At 29.9% G+C, this 25,276-nt stretch carries 22 protein-coding genes; 4 read left to right on the forward strand and 18 right to left on the reverse strand.

Features of this window, described 5'->3' with window-relative positions; all coding sequences use genetic code 11:
* Positions 1-18: 18 nt before the first annotated feature.
* From AEBR_RS10440 to gltB, 7 genes are all read right to left on the reverse strand, one after another.
* Positions 19-801: a BUD32 family EKC/KEOPS complex subunit gene (locus tag AEBR_RS10440; protein WP_129086314.1), complete on the reverse strand. Its 783-nt coding sequence runs from the start codon at positions 799-801 to the stop codon at positions 19-21.
* Positions 779-1,684 carry a lipid A biosynthesis lauroyl acyltransferase gene (locus AEBR_RS10445; protein WP_129086313.1) on the reverse strand — a complete coding sequence of 302 codons (906 nt, stop codon included), beginning with the start codon at positions 1,682-1,684 and terminating at the stop codon, positions 779-781. Before AEBR_RS10445 ends, AEBR_RS10440 begins: the two co-directional genes overlap by 23 nt.
* The gene (waaC, locus tag AEBR_RS10450) at positions 1,674-2,672 is read right to left on the reverse strand and encodes a lipopolysaccharide heptosyltransferase I (protein ID WP_129086312.1); all 999 of its coding nucleotides are present in this window, start codon (positions 2,670-2,672) and stop codon (positions 1,674-1,676) included. Before waaC ends, AEBR_RS10445 begins: the two co-directional genes overlap by 11 nt.
* Entirely contained in the window at positions 2,669-4,141 is a 1,473-nt protein-coding gene (locus AEBR_RS10455) for a Ppx/GppA phosphatase family protein (protein ID WP_129086311.1), read from the reverse strand. The genes waaC and AEBR_RS10455 overlap by 4 nt, the downstream gene beginning before the upstream one ends.
* A 1-nt stretch (position 4,142) precedes the next feature.
* The gene (locus tag AEBR_RS10460) at positions 4,143-4,397 is read right to left on the reverse strand and encodes a YfhL family 4Fe-4S dicluster ferredoxin (RefSeq protein WP_128979246.1); all 255 of its coding nucleotides are present in this window, start codon (positions 4,395-4,397) and stop codon (positions 4,143-4,145) included.
* Between the two features lie 207 nt (positions 4,398-4,604).
* The gene (locus AEBR_RS10465) at positions 4,605-5,978 is read right to left on the reverse strand and encodes a glutamate synthase subunit beta (protein ID WP_129086310.1); all 1,374 of its coding nucleotides are present in this window, start codon (positions 5,976-5,978) and stop codon (positions 4,605-4,607) included.
* A 3-nt stretch (positions 5,979-5,981) separates the two neighbouring features.
* Positions 5,982-10,418: a glutamate synthase large subunit gene (gltB, locus tag AEBR_RS10470; RefSeq protein WP_129086309.1), complete on the reverse strand. Its 4,437-nt coding sequence runs from the start codon at positions 10,416-10,418 to the stop codon at positions 5,982-5,984.
* Positions 10,419-10,628: 210 nt separating this feature from the next.
* Between gltB and AEBR_RS10475 the strand changes: the two genes are divergently transcribed.
* From AEBR_RS10475 to AEBR_RS10490, 4 genes are all read left to right on the forward strand, one after another.
* Positions 10,629-11,624 carry a TRAP transporter substrate-binding protein gene (locus tag AEBR_RS10475; RefSeq protein WP_129086308.1) on the forward strand — a complete coding sequence of 332 codons (996 nt, stop codon included), beginning with the start codon at positions 10,629-10,631 and terminating at the stop codon, positions 11,622-11,624.
* Positions 11,625-11,800: 176 nt separating this feature from the next.
* Positions 11,801-12,856, forward strand: a complete 1,056-nt coding sequence (locus tag AEBR_RS10480) for a TRAP transporter substrate-binding protein (RefSeq protein ID WP_129086307.1) — start codon at positions 11,801-11,803, stop codon at positions 12,854-12,856.
* Between the two features lie 3 nt (positions 12,857-12,859).
* Positions 12,860-13,486: a TRAP transporter small permease gene (locus AEBR_RS10485; protein ID WP_164969439.1), complete on the forward strand. Its 627-nt coding sequence runs from the start codon at positions 12,860-12,862 to the stop codon at positions 13,484-13,486.
* Positions 13,483-14,766, forward strand: coding sequence for a TRAP transporter large permease (locus AEBR_RS10490; RefSeq protein WP_129086306.1), 1,284 nt, complete (start codon positions 13,483-13,485; stop codon positions 14,764-14,766). The genes AEBR_RS10485 and AEBR_RS10490 overlap by 4 nt, the downstream gene beginning before the upstream one ends.
* 28 nt (positions 14,767-14,794) lie before the next feature.
* Here AEBR_RS10490 and AEBR_RS10495 read toward each other — a convergent pair whose 3' ends face one another.
* From AEBR_RS10495 to ccsA, 11 genes are all read right to left on the reverse strand, one after another.
* A complete protein-coding gene (locus tag AEBR_RS10495) occupies positions 14,795-15,379 on the reverse strand; it encodes a nitrous oxide reductase accessory protein NosL (RefSeq protein WP_129086305.1) in 585 nt (194 codons plus the stop codon).
* Positions 15,376-16,329, reverse strand: coding sequence for a hypothetical protein (locus AEBR_RS10500; RefSeq protein ID WP_129086304.1), 954 nt, complete (start codon positions 16,327-16,329; stop codon positions 15,376-15,378). Before AEBR_RS10500 ends, AEBR_RS10495 begins: the two co-directional genes overlap by 4 nt.
* Positions 16,326-17,003, reverse strand: coding sequence for an ABC transporter ATP-binding protein (locus AEBR_RS10505; RefSeq protein ID WP_129086303.1), 678 nt, complete (start codon positions 17,001-17,003; stop codon positions 16,326-16,328). Before AEBR_RS10505 ends, AEBR_RS10500 begins: the two co-directional genes overlap by 4 nt.
* Positions 17,003-18,103, reverse strand: a complete 1,101-nt coding sequence (locus AEBR_RS10510; protein WP_129086302.1) for an ABC transporter permease — start codon at positions 18,101-18,103, stop codon at positions 17,003-17,005. The genes AEBR_RS10505 and AEBR_RS10510 overlap by 1 nt, the downstream gene beginning before the upstream one ends.
* Entirely contained in the window at positions 18,093-18,278 is a 186-nt protein-coding gene (locus tag AEBR_RS10515; protein WP_129086301.1) for a hypothetical protein, read from the reverse strand. The genes AEBR_RS10510 and AEBR_RS10515 overlap by 11 nt, the downstream gene beginning before the upstream one ends.
* Positions 18,275-19,327 carry a nitrous oxide reductase accessory protein NosL gene (locus AEBR_RS10520; RefSeq protein WP_129086300.1) on the reverse strand — a complete coding sequence of 351 codons (1,053 nt, stop codon included), beginning with the start codon at positions 19,325-19,327 and terminating at the stop codon, positions 18,275-18,277. The genes AEBR_RS10515 and AEBR_RS10520 overlap by 4 nt, the downstream gene beginning before the upstream one ends.
* Positions 19,324-19,548 (reverse strand): hypothetical protein, encoded by a 225-nt coding sequence (locus tag AEBR_RS10525; RefSeq protein WP_129086299.1) that lies wholly within the window; start codon positions 19,546-19,548, stop codon positions 19,324-19,326. The genes AEBR_RS10520 and AEBR_RS10525 overlap by 4 nt, the downstream gene beginning before the upstream one ends.
* Positions 19,545-20,402, reverse strand: coding sequence for an SEL1-like repeat protein (locus AEBR_RS10530; RefSeq protein ID WP_164969438.1), 858 nt, complete (start codon positions 20,400-20,402; stop codon positions 19,545-19,547). The genes AEBR_RS10525 and AEBR_RS10530 overlap by 4 nt, the downstream gene beginning before the upstream one ends.
* A 10-nt stretch (positions 20,403-20,412) precedes the next feature.
* On the reverse strand, positions 20,413-21,252 hold the full coding sequence (locus AEBR_RS10535) for a tetratricopeptide repeat protein (protein ID WP_129086297.1): 840 nt from the start codon (positions 21,250-21,252) through the stop codon (positions 20,413-20,415).
* Between the two features lie 63 nt (positions 21,253-21,315).
* Positions 21,316-22,584 carry a coproporphyrinogen III oxidase family protein gene (locus AEBR_RS10540; protein ID WP_129086296.1) on the reverse strand — a complete coding sequence of 423 codons (1,269 nt, stop codon included), beginning with the start codon at positions 22,582-22,584 and terminating at the stop codon, positions 21,316-21,318.
* A gap of 15 nt (positions 22,585-22,599) precedes the next feature.
* Positions 22,600-25,275 carry a cytochrome c biogenesis protein CcsA gene (gene ccsA / locus AEBR_RS10545; protein WP_129086295.1) on the reverse strand — a complete coding sequence of 892 codons (2,676 nt, stop codon included), beginning with the start codon at positions 25,273-25,275 and terminating at the stop codon, positions 22,600-22,602.
* Position 25,276 lies beyond the last annotated feature (1 nt).

A 25,276-nucleotide genomic window follows, 5' to 3' on the forward strand; every position in this document is an offset into this window, starting at 1 on the left:
TGATTATTGACTGTAAAATCACACATTTTTAAGTTCATCTAAAAGCTTGAAAAAACCCTTGGCATCACGAGAAGAATCTCTAATTAAAGAGAGCTTGCCAAAAGAGTTTATTAGAGTTAATCTTTTTCTTAAAAATCTTAATCTATCTAAAAAATCTCTATTATTTGTATTATTTACATACAAATTTATAATATAGCTATAAGAAAACTCAATATTCTCTAACTTTGTCATTGAAGATAAAAGTAAAAGTAAATCTCTGAACTGTAAAGTCTTTAAATCAATTTTTTCATCAAAACTATCTTCTAAATCAATTACATATACTTTTTTATCAAAAAAAGTAAAATTTCTACTTTGTGCACCACCATGATACTCAGATGCATTATGAATTTTACAAAGTTCCAAAATATACAAATCCAAATAGTTGTAAAACTCTTTTTCATCTTTAGTAAAACGAATTAAATCATATATGTGAGTTCCACAATCACTTAATACAAAAAAATCTTTTGTTGAGCCTAAAACATCAGGTACATTTATTCCTAAGCTTTTAAATCTTACTAATTTTTCTGTTTCAAAAATTATAGATTCAACAGCACTTTTAGTTTGTACAGGTATTAAAACTTCAAAAGGCAAAAGTTTATAAAAGATCTTGTGAAATATATTTGAAGAGGTTTTTCTTCCTCTTTTTATCCAATATTTTTCACCTTCATATTCAATGCTGAAAATCTCTTTATTCTCTTTTAGAAACTCTTTAGTAACGAATTTCTCAAAGTTTTTATTCTCAAAGGGTATAAAATTCTGCATGTTTATGTTTAAACCTTTTATGTTGCCAAAACCATTGTTCTGGTTTATCTCTAATTTGCTCTTCAATTAAAGTTGCTTGTAGTTGCGTTAACTCTTTTATTTTATCATCAGTTTTAAACTCATAACTATTTGCATCAATTAGTTGTCCAACTTTTATTGTATAGTCTCTAAAATCATTCATCTCACAAAAAATAGGCACTAATACTGAATCAAATTTTAAAGCAAGTCTAGAAACAGAATCTGTTGCCATAACTTTTTCACCAAAGAACTCAACTTCTACTCCAATACCAATATGTTGATCAACCACAACTGCCACATGTTGATTCTGTTTTAAAGCCTTTAACATCCCTTTAGCAGCAATTTTTTTATCTACCATAATAATATTGTTATTGTCCCTTGCTTGAATATATAACTCATTCATCAAAGGATTGTTCATTTTTCTATTTACTACTGCAATTGTTCCAAATTTTAGTGCGCAATATGGTAATGCAATCTCCCATCCACCATAATGAGCTGTAAAGAAGATAATTTTTTTACCATTTTTTATAGCATCCCAAACCAAATCTTCATTTGTCATTTTAGCTTTTGCAAAAATTTCCTCTTTTGTAGCATTTTGATTCTCTATAAACTCATACATATTAAAAATCAGAGATTTATATGATTCATAGATTATGCTATATTTTTTTTCATCACTCATCTCATCTTTAAAAGCTATATCAAGATTTGTTTTTACAATTTTTCTATATTTTTTACTACTAACTGAAGCAATCCAAGCCAAAGATTTTAAAATAGGTTTTAAGATAAAATTGGGAGTATAATTGAATAGAAATCTAAAAAATAGATACAGATAATAAACAAACTTATGAGAAGTTTTAATTTCCATATAAGAGATCCTTCGCCATTTCAACAATTCTTTTTTCGTCAATACTATTTATAGAAAAATCCTCTCTGTTTAATTTCAAAGGATTTACAAAAGAGTCTGATTCAATAACTTTGTTTATTTTAGTCTCATAGGTGTTTCTTTTTCCTGGTGTACAACCAAAAATAGTTATTGAGGGTATGTTAAGTGCCCAAGCCATATGTGTTGGACCTGTATCATTTCCAATAACCAAATCAACTTTTGATACTAGATATTTTAAATTATTTAAATCAAGTTTTGGTAAAACCTTAGCATTTGAGTTTGAAGCAATGAAAGTTGCACTAGCTTTTTCATCTTCATTTCCCCATGCAATTAAGATATTTTCCTCTAAATAGTTTGATATTTTAGCAAACTTCTCTTTAGAATATATTTTTGAAGGCCAACTTGCCCCAACAATCAAAAGAATACTCTTTTTTGTTTGTGATAAAAAACTATCAATTTCAATACTTTTTTTAAAAAACAAAAAAGACTTTTTATTAAGAATATCATCCTTTGAAAAATTAATCTCAAAGGGTTTTAATATCACATCTAAATTTCTTTCAATAACATTTTTTGAATAGTCTGATTCAACCTTTGTTGAATAAAAGATTGAAGCTAAACCTTCTCTTGTTGAATCTTTACTAAAGCCAGCAATTTTTTTGCCAAGTAATCTTGAGACAATTGCAGATTTTATTAAACCTTGGGCATCAATTACTAAATCATAACTGTTTTTTGAGTACTCTCTTAACTCTTTTATTTGAGAAAAAATTTTACTTTTATCTTTTTTAATAGCTTTTAAATCAATTTTATAGATATTATCAATATCTGGATTCTCTTCAAGCACTTGTGAAAATGCTCTCTCGACAAACCAATCAATTTTAATATTTGAATTATATTTTTTAAGAAATTGTAAGGCAATCATTGCATGGATTATATCACCCATTGCAGAGAGTTTTACTATGGCAATTTTCATGAATAGATACAAACTTTCAAATCTTTTGGAGTCTCCAACTTATCTACCTCATTTTTTACCATAAATATCTCTTTTTCAAAGAAGAGATTAAGCTCATTTCCAACTAACTTATACTCAACTTTAGGATTTGATAAATCTTGGTTTATAGTTAAATTTAAAGAGATCATAAATGAAAGCCACTGCATAACATCAAGCTCTGGAAGCAACTGTTCATAATCTTTTAAATCTTTTCTTTTTGGAAGTGCTTTTTTTGAAAATTTAATTGTATGAGCTACAACTACCCTTGAAGAGTGAAGGAAATCATAATTTAAACCATGCAAAATAAAATCAAAAGTATTGTCATTTGATTTATAGAAGTTTAAAGCATTACCTATAGAGTGAAGCTTTGAAGCTATTATTAAAAGAACTCTATATTTAGGAGGAAGATTATGCAACTCTTGTAAAGCATCAAAAATTGCTCCTGCATTTCTACCAAAATAAGCACTTTGTCTCTCATCAATTTGAAACCTATCAAGAAGATTTCTAACACTTACATTAAAATTAACTGGAAAGATATAATTAGAGTTTCTTAAAAGGTCGTTTAAGTAAACCCCTTCTCTAACACCAGCACCAGAGGTAATAACCCTTTTTATTTGTAACTCTTCTAGAATTGTTTTAAAGATAAAAGTACCCTCTTTAATGGTATCAAATCTATCTTTTTTAACTCCAAGAGTTTTTAATATTTCACAATCTTTTGCATTTATTATTTCATCACAAATATATTTATTTAAATCAACACTATAACTATATCCATGCAAGATATCTAAAGGGTAATTGTTTTTAATCATAATTACCTTACTCAAAGCTCTTATTGTACCACCAATCCCAACAACAGTTTGAGGTATCTCATGTCCACAATCTAAAACCTCTTGAAGTTTCTCTAAAATATGATTTTTTGCACCAACATAATCATTTTTATTAAAAAATAGCTCAGATAGTCTTACAGTTCCTATATCTAGTGAAATACACTTTTCTATCTTTTTATCTTTTATAAAAGCAAATTCAGTAGAACCACCACCAATATCCACAGTAACAAATCTATCACTATATACTAAATTAAGTGCAGCTATTCCGCCATAATAAGCCTCTTTTTTTCCATCAATAACTTTTATATTAAGACCTAATTCATTTCGAACCCTATTTAAAAAGAGATTTGAATTTGGAGCATCTCTTAATGCAGAAGTTGCAACACAGATAATTTTTCTTGATTTTAATGCTTTGGATATATTTAAAAAAGATTCTAATGAGTTAAAAGCTCTTTGCATGGGAGCTTCCTGGAGATTGCCACCATTTTCGTAGCAACCTTCAGATATCTTTACACGACTTCTCGTCTCATTTATTAAGTTAAATGCGAACCTACTTGTCTTCTCCAAAACAACCATTCGCATTGAGTTGGACCCAATGTCAATAATAGTTGTTATTTTGGCCATATTAAGCTTCTTCTTCCTGTAATTGTTCGTATTTAAATTGCAACTCTTCCATTGTCTCTTGATTATCTGGATCTACTATAATACAATCAACAGGACAAACTTCTACACATGCTGGTTCTTCATAATGACCTACACACTCTGTACACCTATCTGGATCAATAACATATATTGGATCACCCTCTTCTATCGCATAATTTGGACATTCTTCCCTACAAGCATCACATGCTATGCATTCATCAGTAATTATTAAAGACATTAACCTTTTCCCTAACTAAATTTATATTCTGTTGGAGTTATAACCTAAATATCTTTAATAATTTCTTTAAGTAATATAAAAAAGCTAACTTTTTTAGTCATAATTAAGAATTAGAGATTTTAATAGTAAAAAAAGTATCAAAAAGTAATATTTTTTTAAAAGAAAAATTATTGTTAAATAGGGAAAAACCTATTTAACAATTTAGCATTAAGCTAGAGCTTTTGCTATCTCTTTTGCAGCTTCTCTTCCATCTGCTGCTGCAGTTACAGCTAAGTGAGCACCTCTTTGGCAATCTCCACCCGCATAAACTTTTTTATTTGAAGTTTGATAGTTATTTGTGATTATTCCGCCCCAAGAGTTAAGTTCAACATTTAACTCTTTTAAAAATGCTGGAGCCTCAGGAGCAAAACCAAGAGCAAAAATGATTACATCTGCTTCTTCAATATATTCACTTCCTTCAACCTCTTTAACACTTCTTCTTCCACTTGCATCTGGTTCACTTAAAGCTGTCTCTAATAACTCAATTCCAACAGCTATATCACCCTCTTTTATAACTCTTTTAGGACTTACATTGAAGATAAATTCAACTCCTTCCTCTTTTGAGTTAACAACCTCTTTTTTAGATCCTGGCATATTTGCTTCATCTCTTCTATATAGACATTTAACGCTCATAGCACCTTCTCTAACAGATGATCTAACACAGTCCATTGCTGTATCTCCACCACCAATTACTACGACTCTTTTATCTTTTACATCTATAAAGTTATCATCTTTAGTTCCAAAGTTTCTTTTTTGAATTCCAGTTAAAAATTGCATTGCTAAATATGCATTAGGAGAATCTTCACCTTCAATTTTAGGAAATCTTCCACTTTTTGCACCAATTCCAAGATAAATTGCATCAAACTCTTTTTCAAGTTCAGCAATACTTATATCTTTTCCAACTTCACAATTTGTATGTAGTTTCATTCCAGCTTCAAGTAACCAATTTACTCTTCTAATAACTGTTGATTTATCAAGTTTAAATCCAGGGATTCCATACATTAAAAGTCCCCCTGCTCTATCTTCTCTTTCAAACATTTCAACTTCAAAACCTCTTCTTAAAAGGAAAGTTGCTGCTGAAATTCCTGAAGGTCCAGAACCAATAACTGCTACTTTTTTACCTGCTGTTAAAGGAGAAAATCTTGGTTTTAAACCATTTTCAAATGCTCTTTCATTTAAATGTGTCTCAATTGCACCAATTGATACTGCACCATGTCCTGTATTTAGGGAACATGCACCTTCACATAATACATCTTGAGGACAAATTCTTCCTAGAATTTCAGGGAAAGGAGAAGTCTCATTTGATAAAGCAAATGCTAACTCCATATCTTTTTCTGCTGTTTGTTTAAGCCAAGCAGGAATAAAGTTATGTAAAGGGCATCCAGTATGACAGTATGGATCTCCACACTGCATACATCTATCAGCTTGTTCCCTAGCTCTTTGTTTTTCAAACACTTGATAAACTTCACCATAATCTTTTAATCTTTGTAAAACATCTCTTTTTTCAGGGCTTATTCTTTCAAATTTAGTAAAATTTAACATCTCTTAAACTCCCTCATCTGGATTCAATGGTAATACAGTCATATTTTTGGGTTTTACCATCCAGAAGTTTCTAATCTCTGCTCTGAAATTTTCTAAAATAGATTCAGCTCTTTCAGACTCAGTTTCATTTAAATAATCCATTAATAATCTTTTTAAATAGAGTCTCTCTCTTTCAGTATCATCAGTATCAATTCTAACTGCTTCGATTAACTCTTGATTCATTTTATCAACAAAATGTTTTTCAGGGTCATAAACAAATGATAATCCACCTGTCATACCTGCACCAAAGTTGATACCTGTATTACCTAAAATTACAACAATACCACCTGTCATATATTCACAGGCATTATCTCCAGTTCCCTCAACAACAGCTGTTGCTCCTGAGTTTCTAACTGCAAATCTTTCACCAACTGCCGCTCTAACATAAAGTTTACCACCAGTTGCCCCATATAAACAAGTATTACCTGCACCTGCAAATTCTGAACCTTGGTGAGGAGTATTAACGATTATTTTTCCACCGTTCATACCTTTACCAACATAATCATTTGCTGCACCATCTAAGTATAGGTTCATTCCTTTACTTAATAGTGCTCCAAAAGATTGTCCCGCAATTCCTGTAAGGAAAATATTTATAGAACCGTCAGGAAGACCTGCATCCCCATAATATTTTGCAATCTCACCAGAGATTAAAGTACCAAATGATCTATTTAGATTTGAAATATTCTCTTTAATCTTAATTGGTGTTGCTGGTTTTTCAATTGTTCTATGAACTTTTTTAAGAAGTTCTCTCTCAAATTTGTTTTTATCAAATGGTTCATTAAACTCTTTTTGACAAGTATCAACACCATCAATTCTTCTTAAAATATTTTGGAAATCAAATTTTTGTGCAAATTTATCATCAATTACTTTAAGTAAATCACTTCTACCTATAATCTCTTCAATTGTTGAATATCCAAGGCTCGCTAAGATATTTCTTACATCTTCAGCAATAAAAGTAAAGTATGAGATAAGTCTTTCTACTGATCCTTTAAATTGTTCTCTTAAATCTTCATCTTGAGTAGCAACCCCTACAGAACATTTATTTGTATGACAAATTCTTAAAATTTTACATCCAAGAAGAGTTAATGAAGCTGTACCAAAAGCATATGATTCTGCTCCAAGCATTGCTGCTTTTACAACATCAAGTCCAGTTTTAAGTCCACCATCTGTTTGTACATGCACAGATTCTCTTAAATGGTTGGCTTTTAAAGCATTATGAGCTTCTGATAATCCCATTTCCCAAGGGTTTCCAGTATGTTTGATAGATGTTAAAGGAGCTGCTCCTGTACCACCATCAGAACCAGAAATAACAATTCTATCAGCATAAGCTTTTGCAACACCAGCTGCAATTGTTCCAACACCAATTGTTGATACAAGTTTTACTGTGATTTTTGCCTCTGGATTTATCTGTTTAAGGTCAAAAATTAGTTGCGCTAAATCCTCAATAGAGTAGATATCATGGTGTGGTGGAGGTGAAATAAGGGTAACCCCTTCAACAGTATGTCTTAAACTTGCAATAAGTGCAGTTACTTTATGCCCTGGTAACTGTCCACCTTCACCTGGTTTTGCACCTTGTGCAACTTTGATTTGAATCTCTTCTGCACTTCTTAAATATCCAGGAGTAACCCCAAATCTTCCAGAAGCTACTTGTTTGATTTTTGAGTTTTTAATTGTCCCAAATCTTTTTGGATCCTCTCCACCTTCACCTGAGTTACTCATACCACCAATAGTGTTCATTGCCATTGCCATTGCTTCGTGAGCTTCAGGAGAGATAGAACCACAAGACATAGCTGCTGTTGCAAATCTTTTAAAGATATCCTCTTTTGATTCTACATCACTTACATCAATAGGTTTTCTATCTGAATTAAACTCAAAAAAGTCTCTGATAAATTTTTTATCTCTATTAGCTACAAGCTCTCTTAATTTGTCAAAATCAGAGATATCTTCTTTGTTTTGTGCTTGTTTATTATGCATTGCTCTTGTTGTTGCTGGACCATAATCATGGTATTCACCACCATCAATATATTTATAAAATCCACCAAGATTTAAAGGAAACATATGTTTGTCATCAAAAAATGCATCAAAATGTTGTTTTTCAATTCTCTCTTCAATATCAGAATAATCAAGTCCACACAAATCTGAATGACTTCCATTAAAACACTCTTTAATTATCTCATCACTAAGACCAATAATATCAAATAATCTTGAGTTTCTATACGAAGCAATTGTAGAGATACCCATTTTTGACATAATTTTAAGAAGTCCAGCATTTATCGATTTTTGAGTATTTTTTAGAACCCTTTGCATCTCATATTTAGAAGCATCTTTTCTTTCATAAAGTGCAACAGCTGATGCATACATCATATATGGATAGATTGCAGTTGCCCCATATGCAATAAGTACAGCTGCCATATGAGGATCATAAATCTCTCCAGATACAGCTACAATTGATACTTGATGTCTAATTCCCTCGTTTAAAAGTTTTTCATTTATAAAACCAACTGCCATAGCCATTGGAATAACTTTTGTGTTTTGAGAAACATCTCTATCATCAAGAACAACAATTGATACTTTATCAACTTTTATAGCTTTAATTACATAACTTGCCAACTGTTCTAAAGAGGCTTTTAAATCCTTTTTGAAAGTTGTTGTAAAAGTTCTGTTTTTATAGTATTCATCATATCTTGGAGATTTCTCTTGTCCAAAAGATATAAGAACATCAAATTTCTCTTTCATCAAAATAGGACTTGCTACTTTTAATCTTTTTGCATACTCTGGTTTTTCATCTAAAATATTATGAGTATGTCCAAATCCTGTCTCCAAAGACATTACTATTTTTTCTCTATATGGGTCAATTGGTGGGTTTGTAACCTGTGCAAATTTTTGTCTAAAGAAGTCTGTAAAGTTTCTACTTACTTTTGAAAAACATGCTAAAGGAGTATCGTCTCCCATAGAACCAACAGGTTCTTTTCCATCTTTAGCCATTGGCTCAATCATTTGATCAAGTACTTCATAAGTGATATTAAAATATTTTTGTTTTTTCTCTAAATTATCAAATTTATAATCTTCAACTTCTACGAAAGACTCATCAATATACTCTTGTAGATACTCCATATCTCCATTTAGCCATCTACTATATTTTTGAGAAGATTTTAGGTAATCGTTGATATCTTCCTCTTTTAAAACTTTTCCATGTTTTAAATCAATTCCAATCATTTGTCCTGATTGTAATCTTCCTCTCTCTAGAATGTTATTTTCATCTAATGCAACAGTTCCATACTCAGAAGTAATATAGATTTTATGATCTTTTGTAATAATATATTTAGAAGGTCTTAATCCATTTCTATCTATCAAACACCCTATATGTCTTCCATCTGTTAAAGATACAGCAGCTGGGCCATCCCATGCTTCCATTGCTGTTGATGTATACTCATAAAAAGCTCTTAAATCAGAGTCCATATGTGGTGCATTTTGCCAAGGTGCAGGGATCATGCTTCTTGCTGCTTTAAAGAAATCAACACCATTTACAATTAAAAATTCAAACATATTATCCAATGATGTTGAGTCTGAACCTACATTTTGCAGAATTGGAAGAATTCTTTTTATTTCAGCATCGGTAAATATTTCTGATTCTATTTGTTCTGATTTTATCTGTACATTTACTCTATTTGCTTCAACAGAGTTAATCTCTCCATTGTGTGCAATTGCTCTAAATGGTTGAGCAAGTCTCCATTGTGGAAGGGTATTTGTTGAAAATCTTTGATGAAATAGTGCAAACGAAATTTGAAAATCTTCATCTCTTAAATCAATATAAAAATGCTTAATATGAGTAGGCATAATAAGCCCTTTGTAAGCAATTACTTTTGATGAAAAAGTCGGAATATAAAAATCTTTTTTATCAACTAATTTATGTTCACACTCTTTTCTTGTTAAATACAACATTGCATCAAATCTTTTTAAACTCATCAAAGCACTTGCTGTTACAAATACTTGAATAATATGAGGCAAACTCTCTAAGGCTTGTTGACCTAAGGCATCCGTATCTACTGGAACTTCCCTTGTTAATAATACTTTTAAATCATTCTCTTCACATTTTAATTTGAATGTTTCTATATCATCTAATTCTTTTGTAAAAATCATAGCTACAGCATATTTTTCTGGTAAATCTATTCCGCTTTCTAAAGCTATTTTTCTCATAAACTTATCTGGCATAGATAGTAATAACCCAGAACCATCTCCGGTTTTACCATCAGCTGCAATCGCACCTCTATGCATCATTCTTTCAAGCGAGGTTATTGCATCTTCTAAATTTTTATGGCTAGGTCTATTTTTTAAATCTGCAAGTAGTCCAAAACCACAGTTATCTTTAAAAGAAGTAAGTAAATCTAAATTACAACCCATCTTCATCCTTTATAATCTTTATATTCCAAAAAGTTGAAGATTGTATCTTTCTTTTGTTTAAAACATGGTTAAGATAAATTGGGTAAAATGGCACTAAAATGCTACTTTCTTGCCTATAATATACACTTTTTTATAATTTGCAATATTTATACATAACTTTTACATAACTTTACATTATACTCTTTTTGAAACAGAAAACAAGGAGTGAAAATGAAAAAACTAGTAATAGGAACAGTTGCAGCAGCAATGCTTGCTACAGCTACTTTAGCAGCAGAGTACACTTTAAAGTTCTCACATGTTGTTAGCGCGAATACGCCAAAAGGGAAAGCAGCTGAGTTCTTTGAAAAAAGATTAGAAGAGTTATCTGGAGGAAGAATTGACGTACAAGTATATCCATCTTCTCAATTATATAACGATAATGCAGTTGTAAAAGCATTAAGATTAGACTCAGTTCAAATGGCAGCGCCATCATTTTCTAAATTTGGTAAAATCGTGCCACAATTAGCACTATTTGACTTACCATTTCTATTTAAAGATGTAGATCATTTACATAGAGTACAAGATGGTGAAGTTGGTGAAAAATTAAAAGAGATGGTTTCAGCTAAAGGTATAGTTGCATTAGATTTTTGGGATGCAGGATTTAAACAATTCTCTTCATCAAAAAAAGCTATTGTTATGCCAGAAGATGCAGAGGGACAAAAATTTAGAATTATGTCTTCTAAAGTATTAGAAGCTCAAATCAAAGCAGTTGGTGGAAACCCACAAATGATGCCATTTTCTGAAGTATATTCAGGATTACAACAAGGTGTTATTGATGCAGCAGAAAACCCAATCTCTAATATCTATACTAAAAAATTCCACGAAGTACAAAAATATTTAACAATGTCAGACCACGGATATTTAGGATACTTAGTAGTTATGTCTAAAAAATTCTGGAACTCTTTACCAGCTGATTTACAAGCAAATGTAAAACAAGCTATGAAAGAGGCAACTGCTGAAGAGAGAAAATTAGCACAAGCTTTAGACAAAGAACAATTTGAAGAGATTCAAAAATATGCAAAAGAGACTGGAAACTTAGAAATTATCACTTTAACACCTGAGCAGAGAGAGGCTTGGAGAAAAGTTGAAAGTACAATTTACCCTGAGTTTTATGACAAAGATAAAATTGGTAAAGACTTAATTGAAGGTGCTCTTAACACTAAATAATTATTATAGATAGACTATCAAATAACATGATAGTCTATCCCCCATAATTTCAAGCTTTTTATACTATTTTTATGATTCTTATATTTAATTTAAATTTCCAAATTTCAACTAAATTACACAATAGGTACATAACTTTTAATTATAATCTATGTATAAGACAAGAAGGAGAATAATGTATGACAATAAGTACTAAAGTAATAATATCTACTATTATAGCTACTCCTATTCTGTTCTTTATTGGTTGTGGAAGTGAAAAAAAAGAGGAAAAAATCATAAAAGAAAATCCTATTCAATTAGGTGAGTATATTTTGAAATTTTCTCATGTGGTAAGCCCAGACACACCAAAAGGCAAAGCAGCTGAATTCTTTGAAAAGAGAGTTGAAGAGTTAACAAAAGGTAGAATTGATGTTCAAGTATACCCCTCTTCACAACTTTACAAAGATAATGCAGTTTTAAAAGCTTTAAAACTTGATTCTGTTCAAATGGCGGCACCTAGTTTTTCAAAATTTGGAAAAATAGTACCACAATTGGCACTTTTTGATTTACCTTTTCTTTTTAAAGATATTAACCATCTGCATAGGGTACAAGATGGTGAAGTTGGACAAAAACTAAAAGATATGGTTAATGAAAAAGGTTATATTGCTCTTGATTTTTGGGATAATAATTTTAAACAACTATCCTCATCAAAAAGAGCATTAATCGTGCCTGAAGATGTAGCGGGACAAAAATTTAGAATTATGTCCTCAAAAGTTCTTGAAGAACAATTCAAAGTTTTAGACGCAAATCCACAAGTTATGCCATTTTCTGAAGTCTATTCCGCTTTACAGCAAGGGGTAATAGATGGACAAGAGAATACAATCTCTAATATTTATACGAAAAAATTTCATGAAGTTCAAAGGTATCTAACCATAACAAATCACGGTTACTTAGGATATTTAGTTGTAATCTCAGAAAAATTTTGGAATACTTTACCAAAAGAGTTACAAAATGCTATTTTACAAGCAATGAAAGAATCGACAATAAAGGAGAGGGAGTATGCTGAAGAATTAAATATAAAACAGTATAATCTTATTAAAGAGTATGCAAAAACGAGTGGTAAGTTAGAGATTATAAATCTAACAAAAGAACAAAAAGATTTTTGGAGAAAAACCGTTAGTAAAATCTATCCTGACTTTTATGATAAAAGTTTAATTGGAGAAGATTTGATTAAAGGTGTATTAGCAACGGAGTAAAAGATGATTATTTTTAAAATTATTAGTAAGATAATTGGTTTTATTAACCAATCTATCGCTGTAATAGGCATAACTGGAGGGGTAACAGTAGCATTTGTTAATGTTGTTGCAAGATATGTTTTTGATGCCTCATTTGTTTGGGCAACTGAACTTACAGTATTCCTATTTTTATGGAGTGTCTTTTTTGGTACAGCATATTGTTTCAAAAGGGATAAGCATATCTCTGTAACAATTATACTTGACATTATGCCAAGTAGAATTGCTAAAATAATGTTACTACTTGCACACTTAGTAACAATAGTATTTTTAGTTGCTGTTGCATATTATGGTTATGAGTATCTACTGCTTGTTATTGATTTAGATGAAAGATCAATTGACTTATGGGGAATGCCAATGTGGGTTCCTTATTTAGTAATTCCAATTGCTTTCTCTTTTGCAGCATATAGAGTTGCAGAGAGAATCCATGGAATTTTATCAACTTCACATACAAAAATTTTAAGGGAGAGTGAAGCTGAACATGTTATTGCAGAGATGGGTATTGGTGCAAGAACAAATCAAGATAATGAGCATGTAAAGGAACTTAATAAAATGATTAAAGAAGTTGAAAAGAAAACAGGAGGAATGGTATGAGTATAGCTTTACTATTTGCAATATTTTTTACTCTTGTAATTCTAGGAACTCCAATTGCAATTTGTCTTGGGGCTTCAACATTTATTACTCTTTTAGTATTTACTGATATTTCTCCAATTGAAATTTCAGCAATGATGTTTGAAAAAGTTGAGAGTTACTCTTTAATGGCTATTCCAATGTTTATTTTTGCAGGGAACCTTCTAAGTAAAGGTAGTGCAGCACAAAGAATTATTGAGTTTGCTAAATCTTGTGTTGGACATTTCCCAGGTGGACTTCCAATCTCTGCAATTTTTGCGTCAATCATCTTCGCGGCAGTTTCAGGTTCATCTCCAGCAACTGTTGTTGCTATTGGTTCTATTATGTTTGGTGCTATTATGCAAGCTGGTTATCCTAAAAAATATGCAGTTGGGACAATTGCAACAGCTGGTTCTTTAGGTATTCTAATTCCTCCTTCAATTGTATTAATTGTATATGGAGTTACAGCAGAAGTTTCTATTGGTAAACTATTTATGGCAGGGGTTATCCCAGGTCTTATGCTTGGTTTTATGCTTATGCTTGTTACTTATATTGGTGCAAGAAAATTAGGTTTTGAAAGAGAAGAACCACAACCATACAAAATTAGACTTAAAAAGATGAAAGATGCAGCTTGGGGTCTATTTACAATTGTACTTGTAATTGGTGGTATTTATGGAGGAGTATTTACTCCAACTGAAGCTGCTGCTGTTGCTGCTGTTTGGGCATTTATTGTTTCTGTATTTATCTATAAAGATATTAAGTTAACAGAACTATATACAACAGCTTTGGAGTCAGCAAAAACAACTTCAATGATTATGTTTATTATTGCAAATGCAATGCTTTTTGCTCACTTCTTAACTATTGAAAATATTCCTCAACACATTACCGAAGCTTTAGTAGAAGCAAATGTAAATAAATATATGTTCTTACTTATGGTTAACTTACTTCTAATTCTTGCTGGTTCATTTATGGAACCAAGTGCGATTATTATGATTATGGTTCCATTACTTCTTCCTGTTGCAGTTGCACTTGGAATTGATCCAATTCACTTTGGTATTGTAATTACAGTGAATATGGAGCTTGGAATGGTGTCCCCACCTGTTGGGCTTAATCTCTTTGTTACCTCTGGGCTTACAGGTATGAGTATCAAAGATGTTATTATTGCAGCTTGGCCATGGACCCTTACAATTTTAGCTGGACTTGTACTAATCACATATATTCCTGAAATAGTGATGTTCTTACCAAACATTATGTATGGAAGCTAATAAAAAAGAGTAAGGTGGATTTTCCATCTTACTCTTTTTTTAATAACTCTCTTTTAATCATAGGATTAAGCAAAGTCTCTCCTCTATTTGCATAGAGTTTAATTTCATCAAAACTATAAATCTGTTTATTCTCTCTTTTTATCTCAAAAGTACCTACTTGTGATTCAATAGAAGATCTTGTTTTACCACTGGTAATTGCTCCTATTGAAGTTTCGTAAGCTCCAAAACCATAACCAATTGGTGTATTTGCATCCCTTACATACCAAGCCAAGTTTGCATCTATATAGGCTCCTGTATCTGTAGTAAATACATAAATTCTAACTTCATTTTTGAAATCTTGTCTATTAAGCCATCTAAGCATACATCCAACATCATCAAAAACATATACATCTCCAGTTGAAGAGATAACTTGCGCTGAATTTTGATAGCTTTTAATCATCATCCCACAGTCATTACAAATATATCTATTTTTGTAAGTTTCTAAAACAATTCTATAAGGACCCTCACCATAATATCCATGTACAACTTTTATATCTTCTCTTGTTTCCTTTGAGTAATTATATAAAGTCAAACTAAGAGCTACTAAAAAAAGATAAGGCCAAACTCTTCTCATAGAAATACTCCATTTTTTATATAATATATAAGAACAAAGTAACTACAAATTGCAGTAAAAATGGTATTAAAAAGAATTGAATATTTAAAAAAAGTAGTCTCTTTTATTTTTATAATAGACTCAACTACATAAGCAGCTATTCCAAAAAAAACTCCAAGGAAAAGAGAAATCCAAATAAAATATCCTATATAAAAATACTCTTTCTGCAAGATACAAAAAGGGCACTGATGATTTGGTAAAACATAAATATAAATACTAAAAAAATAGGTAACTGCGAAATAAGAAGAAAAAAGAAAAATAGCATTTAATAAAAAGCTCAATATAATCTTTTTTAAATAACTTACAACTATTGTTACTGCAAAAATGGCATAAAAAGCCAATGCTAAAGTTGTTCTATCTAATCCAAAAGGCAAGGCATCTGCTTTAAAAATTGTTGAACAACAAAATACTGGAACTTTCAAAGGAATATTACTAAAATATAAAACCTCTGCAAGCAGTTCAATAAGAACAAGAAGAAGCAAAAAATTAAAAAAAAGATACTTCTTTTTTATATAAACAAATCTTTTTGATTTCAAATCAAGCCTATTTATTATTAACCACACAGCAAGCATAAAAACAATAAAGATTTTAAGAAGGAGGAGAACCTCTCCATAATCGTTTGCACCAACGACCCCAGCTATGCACATAGCCCCAGGAACAACATGGGAGAGTTCAGCCAAGGTTTTTATAAAAAAGATAAAAAGAACAATTTTGCCTATTATTGTAAAATCTATTATTGTATTAACCAAGTAGTTTCTTTTTTCCAAAGAGTATTGCAAAGAAGTAGTTACTCCAAAATCCCATTTTCTTAGGATTTTTATAACAGAAAACTCACTAATAAGCATTAAAACTACAAGGATTATTTCAATAAAAAGGAAAACAATAATATCATTTAACAAAAATATATTCACTCTATTATCTCTCCATCTTTTATATCAATATATCTATCAACAAAATCCAAGTTTTCAAAAAGCGAATCGTGGGTTGCAACAACTACTGTTTTATTCAACTCTTTAAATTTTTTTAACATCTCCACAAAAACCAAAGAGTTACTTTTATCCAAATTTGCCGTTGGTTCATCTGCTAAGATTATTGAAGGATTCATTACAAGAGCTCTTGCTATTGCACATCTTTGTTTCTCTCCCCCACTTAGACTTTCAACTTTTTGTTCCCTTTTATGTTCAATATTTGCTAAATGTAGAGCCTGTGATATTTTTGATTCTAAAAGCTCTTTTTTTAAAGGTTTTAAAACCAAAGGTGCCATTACATTTTCATAGGTGCTTAATCCGTTTATTAGATTAAAAGATTGAAAAATAAAACCTAACTTCTCATTTCTAAAGTTTGAAGTATAAATATCTGGAAGTTTTGCAATATTCTCATTATCAACTAAAATATCACCACTTGTTGGTTTACTAATACCTCCAATTATTGATAAAAGAGTACTTTTTCCACTTCCACTTTTACCTCTTAATACTATAACTTCGCCACTGTTTATCTCTAAATTTATATTTTTTAGGGCTACAAACTCATTTTGTTTTTTTTCATTATAGATTTTAAATAGATTTTTTATTAGAACTTTTTTCATCATTTCATTATCTCACTTAGATCTTCAATGGCAACTCTCCAAGAAGGAATCAAAATAAAAGCTAAAAAAGGGATAACTGTAAACATAAAAAGAATAGATAACATTCTAAAATCAATAACAGGAGTGAAAATAAGATACTCCATGCCATCCCCTAAAAATATATTTTTAAGAAGTGGTGCATTAAAAATAAAAACAAAAAAGTATGCCAAAGAGATTCCAATAATAAAAGCACTAAAAGAGACAACACAGTTTTGAATAAATTTTAAAGCAATAATATCTTTTATTGAAAACCCAATGCTTCTTAAAACTGCTATCTCTCTCTTTTTATCTCCAAACATTGATGAGACTTGATTTTTCAAAAGAATAAAAAAAGCAAGCATACAAACAATATACAAAATCATAAAAATTCCACCTTTATAATAGAAAATATGTCTAAAATCTGCCTCTCTTTGCAGATTTGTTTCTGCTTTTATATTTGGATAAATATCCATGATTTTTCTAGCTAAGAAGTCTGCTTCATCACTATTTGGAACATAAACTGTCATATAAGAGTACTCATCATCACTCATTTGCAAAAGTTTTCTTGCCATATCAAAACTAACAAAAATTGTATTGTTTGATAAAATATTTGAGTTTATAACTTTTGATATTGGTTCTGTAATTATTCCATTTAAAGTTAAAAAATTAAACTCTTCTATATATTCAAATTTTTTAAAAAGCTCTTGTATATCTTTTGAGATAACCATTGTTTCATCATCTAAATTCTCATCGCCAACAATATGAATATATCTTTGACTTTGGGCAAAATTATAATATCCATCAACTTTTCCCATCACATCTTCAACTCCATTTAGTTGAATTATCTCATCAATATGACTCTCCATCAAAGGATAATATTTCCCTGCTTTTGTATTTGTTAATGTAATTTGATCTTTTTTGCCTATAGTTGATAACAAATCATATTTTATAGAGTCAGAGACAAACAAAACTGAACTTAAAATAAAGATAATAAAAGTAAAAATAAAGAAACTAAAGAAGTGCTCCATTTTGTCTTTAAACAGCAGTTTTATTGAATAATCTATAAAATTTTTATTTAGCATATACAAACTCTTTATACTCTTTTGATTTAAAAATAAATGATGGTTTTAAATATATTTTTGAAGATATCTCTTTTAACTCTTCTACCTTTTTGTTTTTATCATAACTACTATAATTTGTAAAAATAGCTACAAATAGAATCATAAAAAGAATAGATAGTTTAATTAAGAAACTCATTTTAAATATGTTAATACCTCATCTGTCATTTCGCTAAAAGTCATTACTCTTTTACCAAAATGATCATTTTTAAAGCTATATGCAGCCTCATCAGACTCAAAAGCAACTAAATCTTTGCCCATAGGACCATAAACATCAGAACCCATTACAAAATAGGCTTTTCTTCCATCAACTTTTTTAGTTGTAAAATAGTCGCTTACATATATCTCACCAATACTCTCTTTTCCCTTTTCAAAGATATATTTAAACATATCTTTTGGACCATCAAAATAGTAGTGTTTTCCTTCAAATTCAAGCATTGAAGCCCATTTAGGATATTTTGCAACAAACATACCACATATAGGACACTTTGCATCTTTTGGAATATTTAGTGTCTCAATTACTCTTAATTTTTTACCTAACTTTTCTATGTCCCATAAATATGTAGCAATGGCTTGTAAATCTTTATCTTTTTTTGTTTTACAACTGCTACTTAATTTAGCTTTCAATTTTGCAATAGAGTTAAAACTCTTTGCATCAATCTTATTACATCTTGCTTTGTAAAGTTTCATTCCTATTTTATATATCTTTTTCTCTTTTTTTGTATCAATCATTGCACTATCTTTTACAAAATCATCTTTTGCAATTTTTAGTGTTGAAACAAAATCAAGAAGCTCTCCACCGTTACTTTTTTGAAAACTTAATGCATCCTCTTTTGTCTCAAAGGCATATTTACTATTCATAGTCATTGTTCCAGGTTTTTTACTTCCAACAACAAAAAAGGCTTTTTTTGCATCAATAAACTTTAGTTTTTTTGCATCAACAACTTTTAATTCATCTTCAAAATTACCTTTATTTGCCTCTAAAAGGGCGTGGAAAGAGCAGTATTGATGGTTTTGATAAATATAGTTTGTTTTATAATACATAGGAAGACTCATACCACAAGAACTACAATAATATTTATCTTCCCCTTCATTTATAAATACCCCTTTATCTTTTAGTACAGATTGAAATATTTGGGCATTTAAAATAGTAATAAACAATCCAATTGTGAAAAGTATAATTTTCATTTCCCATCCTTTATACTCTTTTTATCTAAACTCTTTTCACTCAAACAAGAGTTTTTTAATTCAAGAATACAATACTCTTTCTCTTTAATATCTTTTTTTAAAACAAGAGAATTTTTTTCTATCTTTTTTAGAAACAGATCTTGTTTTTGAACTTCAGGTTTAATCTCTTTTGAACACAAGATATCTAACAAAATAGCTATTAAAAGTAGAGTTTTTATCACTTATTTGCCTTTGTATTATGATAATCTTTTAATAAATCATAGTTTGAACAAGCTAGACCTAATCCTTTGTCGCAAGCATTTTTAAACAGCTCTTTTGCTTTTGTAAAGTTTTGTTCTACGCCACTTCCATTAACATATAAAACTCCAAGATTATTACACCCTTTCAGACCATCTTTGCCTTTGCATGATTTATCATATAACTCAAAAGCTTTTTTGTAATCAACTTTTACACCTTGTCCATTTTCATACATATGACCTAAGTTCTCACAAGCTATTGAAACACCTGCATTGCATGATTTTTCATATAGTTTAGTTGCCATAACAATATCTTGTTTTACTCCACTACCATTAGCATACATAAAAGCTAAGTTACTACATCCCATTTCATCATAACTATTACAAGATTTTTTATAGTATTCAAAAGCTTTTTTAATATCTTTTTTTACCCCATCTGCTGTATCATAAATTCTTCCAAGATTGTTACATCCTGCTCCATCATTTCCATTACAACTTTTTTCATAAAGGATAATTGCTTTTTGAATATCTCTTTTTACATCTTTACCTGTATAATAGATAAGTGCCAAGTTATAACAAGCAGAGATAAAGTTATTTGAACAAGCCTCTTTATAATATTTCAAAGACTTTTCAATATCTTTTTTAACTCCAGTCGCACCCATATATAAAACTCCAAGGTTATAACAAGCAGAAGCTTTTTTCTCTTCATTACAAGCTTTCTCATAAATTGAGGCTACTTTTTCATGCTCCCCTTTTTTATGTGCTTCAACGCTATCTTTTATATAACCAGCCTCAAGCATGGTTAACAAAAGAGTAAATATAAATAGAATCTTTGCCATAATAAATCCTTTAAAATCCCATATCATCTAACATGAGATACTCTAAACAACTTGCATTGTCACCCAAGTTACAAGCTCTTTCATATATGCTTTTTGCTTGAACATAATTTTGCTCTATTCCTCTTCCTGTTGCATATAAAACTGCATATTTATAACAACTAACAGTATCATCTTTATCACATCCAGTTTTATACTCTTTAAAGAGTTTTTTATAATTGTCTGGGTTCTGTGTAGCAATATCTTTTATATAAAGATCAACAAGTCTAAAACATGACTCTGTATCTTTTCTATCACACCCTTTTTTATACCAAACAACAGCAGCTTTTTCATCTTTGTTTTTACCAAGAATATTCCCCGCTTTATAACATCCCAAAAGGAACCCATCATCACAAGATTTTTCATATAAAGCCAAAGAATTTTTACTGTTTTTTTCTGGCTCATAAAAATATTGATAGATTGAACCAAGGTTATAACAAGCCAAAGGGAAACCATTTTTACAAGACTTTTGATAATACTTTTCTGCTATTTTATAATCTTTTTCAACTTTAACAATTCCACCTTTGTCATAACAAACTCCCACATTAAAACAACCCCTTTTATTTCCTAAAGAGCAAGATTTATCATAATATTCAAAAGCCTTTTGAAAATCTTGTTTTACACTTTGTTTGTTTTCATACATAAATCCTACTTTATAACACCCTTCACTACTTCCTTTGCTACAAGCCTCTGTATAAAGAGAAAAGGCTTTCGCATATTCTCCCTTTGAATAGCTACTATCTGCTTGTTCTTCTACACTATTTGCATAAAGGAAAAGTGTCCCTAAAATAAACAGTAATAAAATCTTTTTCATAATTGTCCTCCAAAAATATAATTCTCTCTTCTAGATACTAAATTAGTATTTAGAAGAGAAAATCTAGTTTGATTTAATACTTTCTCTTAACTTTGCTCTAACTCTATCCATGCCCATATAAAACTCTTTCATCATAACTAGCGTTAAATATTCCCCAAATCTTGTTGGATATATTTTGTCTCCTTCAAAACTAATTGCACCTGCTATTTTTAGCATCAAAAGTTCAACTTTTAATCTCTCTTCAACTCTACAATTAAAGAGTTTATTAAATTTTTTTATATCAACAACTCCACCAAAAAGATGAACCAAAAATTGATATTGTAAAGATTTTTTTGCACTAAACTCTTCTGTTCTTGCAATAATTGCATTTGAATTACTATTTAATAAATAAGAGTACTCATCTAAATCATAAGCATTTACATATAATCGTTTATTAATATAAGAAAAAGCTCCACTTCCTACACCAATATACTCGCTACTTTCAACAATATATTCATCAACAAGTTTTTCTGCAGTTTTTGAAAAAGCCCAAGCATTGTTTGCGATGTAATATTTCAACTCCTCTTTAATAACTTTATAAAACTCAAACTCTTTACTTCTTTTTAGTGCATTTATATACTCTAATGTTGTAGCATATTTGTGTTTTGTCATTAAAGGATAAGTTACAATTTGTTGAGAACCTAAACTTTTTGCAATTTCTAAATCATTTATAAGCATTTGGGAACTCTGCATTGGGAAATTGAAAATCAAATCTAAACTTACAATAGGAAACTCACCTATTATTTTTGAGATTTTCTCTTGAAGCTGTTTAGAAGAGCCATATCTTTCATATCTTTTAGTTTTTTTAAGAATCTCATCATCAAAGGTTTGAACGCCAATTGATAACCTATCAATAACTCCTCTAAATTTTCTTAAAACTTGAGGATCAATATGATTTGGTGTTGTTTCGCAAGAAACACTTCTAATACTAAAAATCTCTTTTGCAAACTCTATTGTCTCTAATAGTTCGCCTTCATTTATCAAAGGGGTTCCACCTCCAATATATAAAGTGTTAAAATCAACACCCAACTCTTTTATTTTCAGTAACTCAACCCTTAATTTTTTGAAATATTTTTTGCAATCATACTCATTGTATTTAAACTTATGAAAAGAACAAAAAGTGCAAAACTCTTCACAAAAAGGGATATGCATATATAAAAGATATTTTTTGTTTTTATCAAAATTATGAACTATTTTCTCTTTTGTATACTCTATATTTACGCAACTATTCATAGAGTTCTCAATTAGTTTCGAGCCATAAAGAAAAGCTAATGGTTCAATAAAATTTTTCATCTTAATTCTTTTCTCTTATTTAATAACTTTCACTTCTTTTTTAGGATAAGCAAAAAGAACTATAAGTAAAACTATACCTATTACATAATAGATAAAACTTGGAACAGGAACTTTATCTCCTGTTGCATATGAGTGCATACCTGATAGATAAAAATTCACTCCAAAATATGTCATTATAATAGATGAAAAAGCAAAAACTGTTGCTACTAAAAACACATATACACTATTTAATTTTGGAATAAATCTAAGGTGTAAAACTACTGTATAAACAATAATTGAGATAAAAGACCAAGTCTCCTTTGGATCCCAACCCCAATATCTTCCCCAACTCTCATTTGCCCAAACTCCGCCAATGAAGTTTCCAACTGTTAGCATTGATAATCCAATAATAATACTTATTTCTGCAATTGCTGCAAGTTGTCTAATTTGAAGCTCAACTCTAGGTCTGTTTTGTTCTGTTTTAAAAATCATTAAATCAAGGGCTAAAAACGCTAACAAAGCAGAGAATCCTAAAAATCCATAACTAGCTGTAATTATTGAAACATGAATACTCAGCCAATAAGATTTAAGTACAGGCACCAAAGGGGTAATTTGTGGACTTATAAAATTCAAATTAGCAACTAACATAATTATTGCACCTAAAATAGCTGCAGAAGATAATGAAAGCAGAGACTTTCTAAAAACAAGTATCCCTGCTAAAATTGCTGACCAACCCACATAAATCAAAGATTCATAAGTATCACTCCAAGGGGCATGACCTGAGATGTACCATCTCATTCCAAGACCTAAAGTATGGGCAATAAAACCTAATAATAAAAGGGCAAAAAGTATATTTTTAATAAATGGATACTCTTTTTTAAAGAAGATTAATACAATTGCAAAGATAAGAGAAACAACCCCTAAAATAAAGTAAAAACCTGTTAGTTTTTGGAAGATTTTTAACTCATTTGAAAGAAGTTCAATCTTTGTTTGATACTCTGAAGGCAAAATATCACCATCAATCTCTTTTTGATTTATTTTTAGTATTTCAAGGGTTTGATTTGCATTATTCCAATTATTATTTAAAATTCCCTCATTTAGTCCATTTATATAGCTAAAAATAACACTTTTCATATCTTGGTCAAGCCAAGGTTCATCAATAGCTTTTTGTGGACTATACCATTTGCTTGTACTATCATAAGGATTTGGAATAAAGTTATAAAACATTCCCATAGTTGCCAAATAAAAGATATTTAATCTCTCGTCTAGTTTTATTAAATCTTTCTCAAAAGTTCCTCTTTTTGAAGGCATTTTTTCATTTGCATCATTAACATAACTATTTAATATATATTTACCATCACTATCAAAAGCTTGAGAAAATGAGATCATCTTTGTATCTTCTGGTAATTTCAAAAGCTTTTTAATTTCACTGTTTTTTATTTTTATTAATTTAATCTCTTCCCAAAGGGCAGAGTCTGCTAAAACCCCAAGCATAATTTGTGTGGCAGTTAGACCATAAAGAGAACTTTTACCTGACATCTTATTTAAAATATCAATAGCTTCAGTTCCCATTGGTTTTACACGACCATTATAATCTTGTACATAAATTTGAGCAAAAGATTTTGCATGTTCTTGTGTATTTGCTCTAAAAGTATCTAAATATTTTGTTGTATCGGCTTTTAAAGTTATACTAAAAACCACTAACAGTGGTAGTATTAAAGATAAATTGTTATTTATTAAAAAGCCTCTTAATCTATCAAATCTACTTTTTTTTGTAAAAAAGTTTAAAACAAATCCCAAAGATAAAAGAAAATATGCAAAATATGTTGGCCATTTTCCTGGATCTCTGTTTACAGATAAAACTGTACCTTTTTCATCTCTATCATAAGATGATTGAAAAAATTTAAACCCTTTGTATGTTAAAGGATTATTCATATATATTCCATAATTAAAACTATCACTGTTATCAATCAATTCCACTGCACTTGCATATGAAGAGGGGCTTTGTGAACCTGGGTATCTCTCTATTTGGAAATCTCTAAGTTTTATATTAAAAGGTAATTTTATAATTTTTGATCCCCAGCTAAGTTCAATTTTTTTACCATTTGCTTCAAAAGTTGAAGCTGGTTCTAAACTTCCATGTCCACCATTAATCTCTATTAATTTTTTTATTCCATCATAAGATACATTAACAAACAGTTGCTCAACATTTGTCCCTTTTGTATATTTGTAACTTAAAAAGTTTACAACAAAATCTTTTCCATCTATTTTGTCAGTAAACTCAAAACTATTATCTCCAATTTTCCCAAGGGCTAAGGGGTGTTCATAAACTTCATTAGCAACTTTTATTTGTAAGTAGCTCTCTTCTGAGATAACTCTATTTTCAGTCATCCCTTCTCTTATATGAATAACCCCTTCATAGCCAAAATATCTAGTAACACCAGCTCCAATTAAAACAAATACAAAACCTAAATGAAAAATAAAAGCACCTGCTCTTTTATACATTTTTTGTTTTATAATTACTCCAACCAATGAGATGGTTAAGATTATCATTACAGTTTCATACCAAAATGAGTTATAAACCAAAACTTTTGCAGTTTGTGCATCATAATCGTTTTCTATAAAAGTAGCAACGGCTGCACCTAAAGCCAAAGTAAGCAACATAAAAATTATAAATTTGTATGAAAGAAATAATCTACTAAAAAAATACATT

It is taken from the genome of Halarcobacter ebronensis, assembly GCF_013201825.1.
Lineage (GTDB): Bacteria > Campylobacterota > Campylobacteria > Campylobacterales > Arcobacteraceae > Halarcobacter > Halarcobacter ebronensis.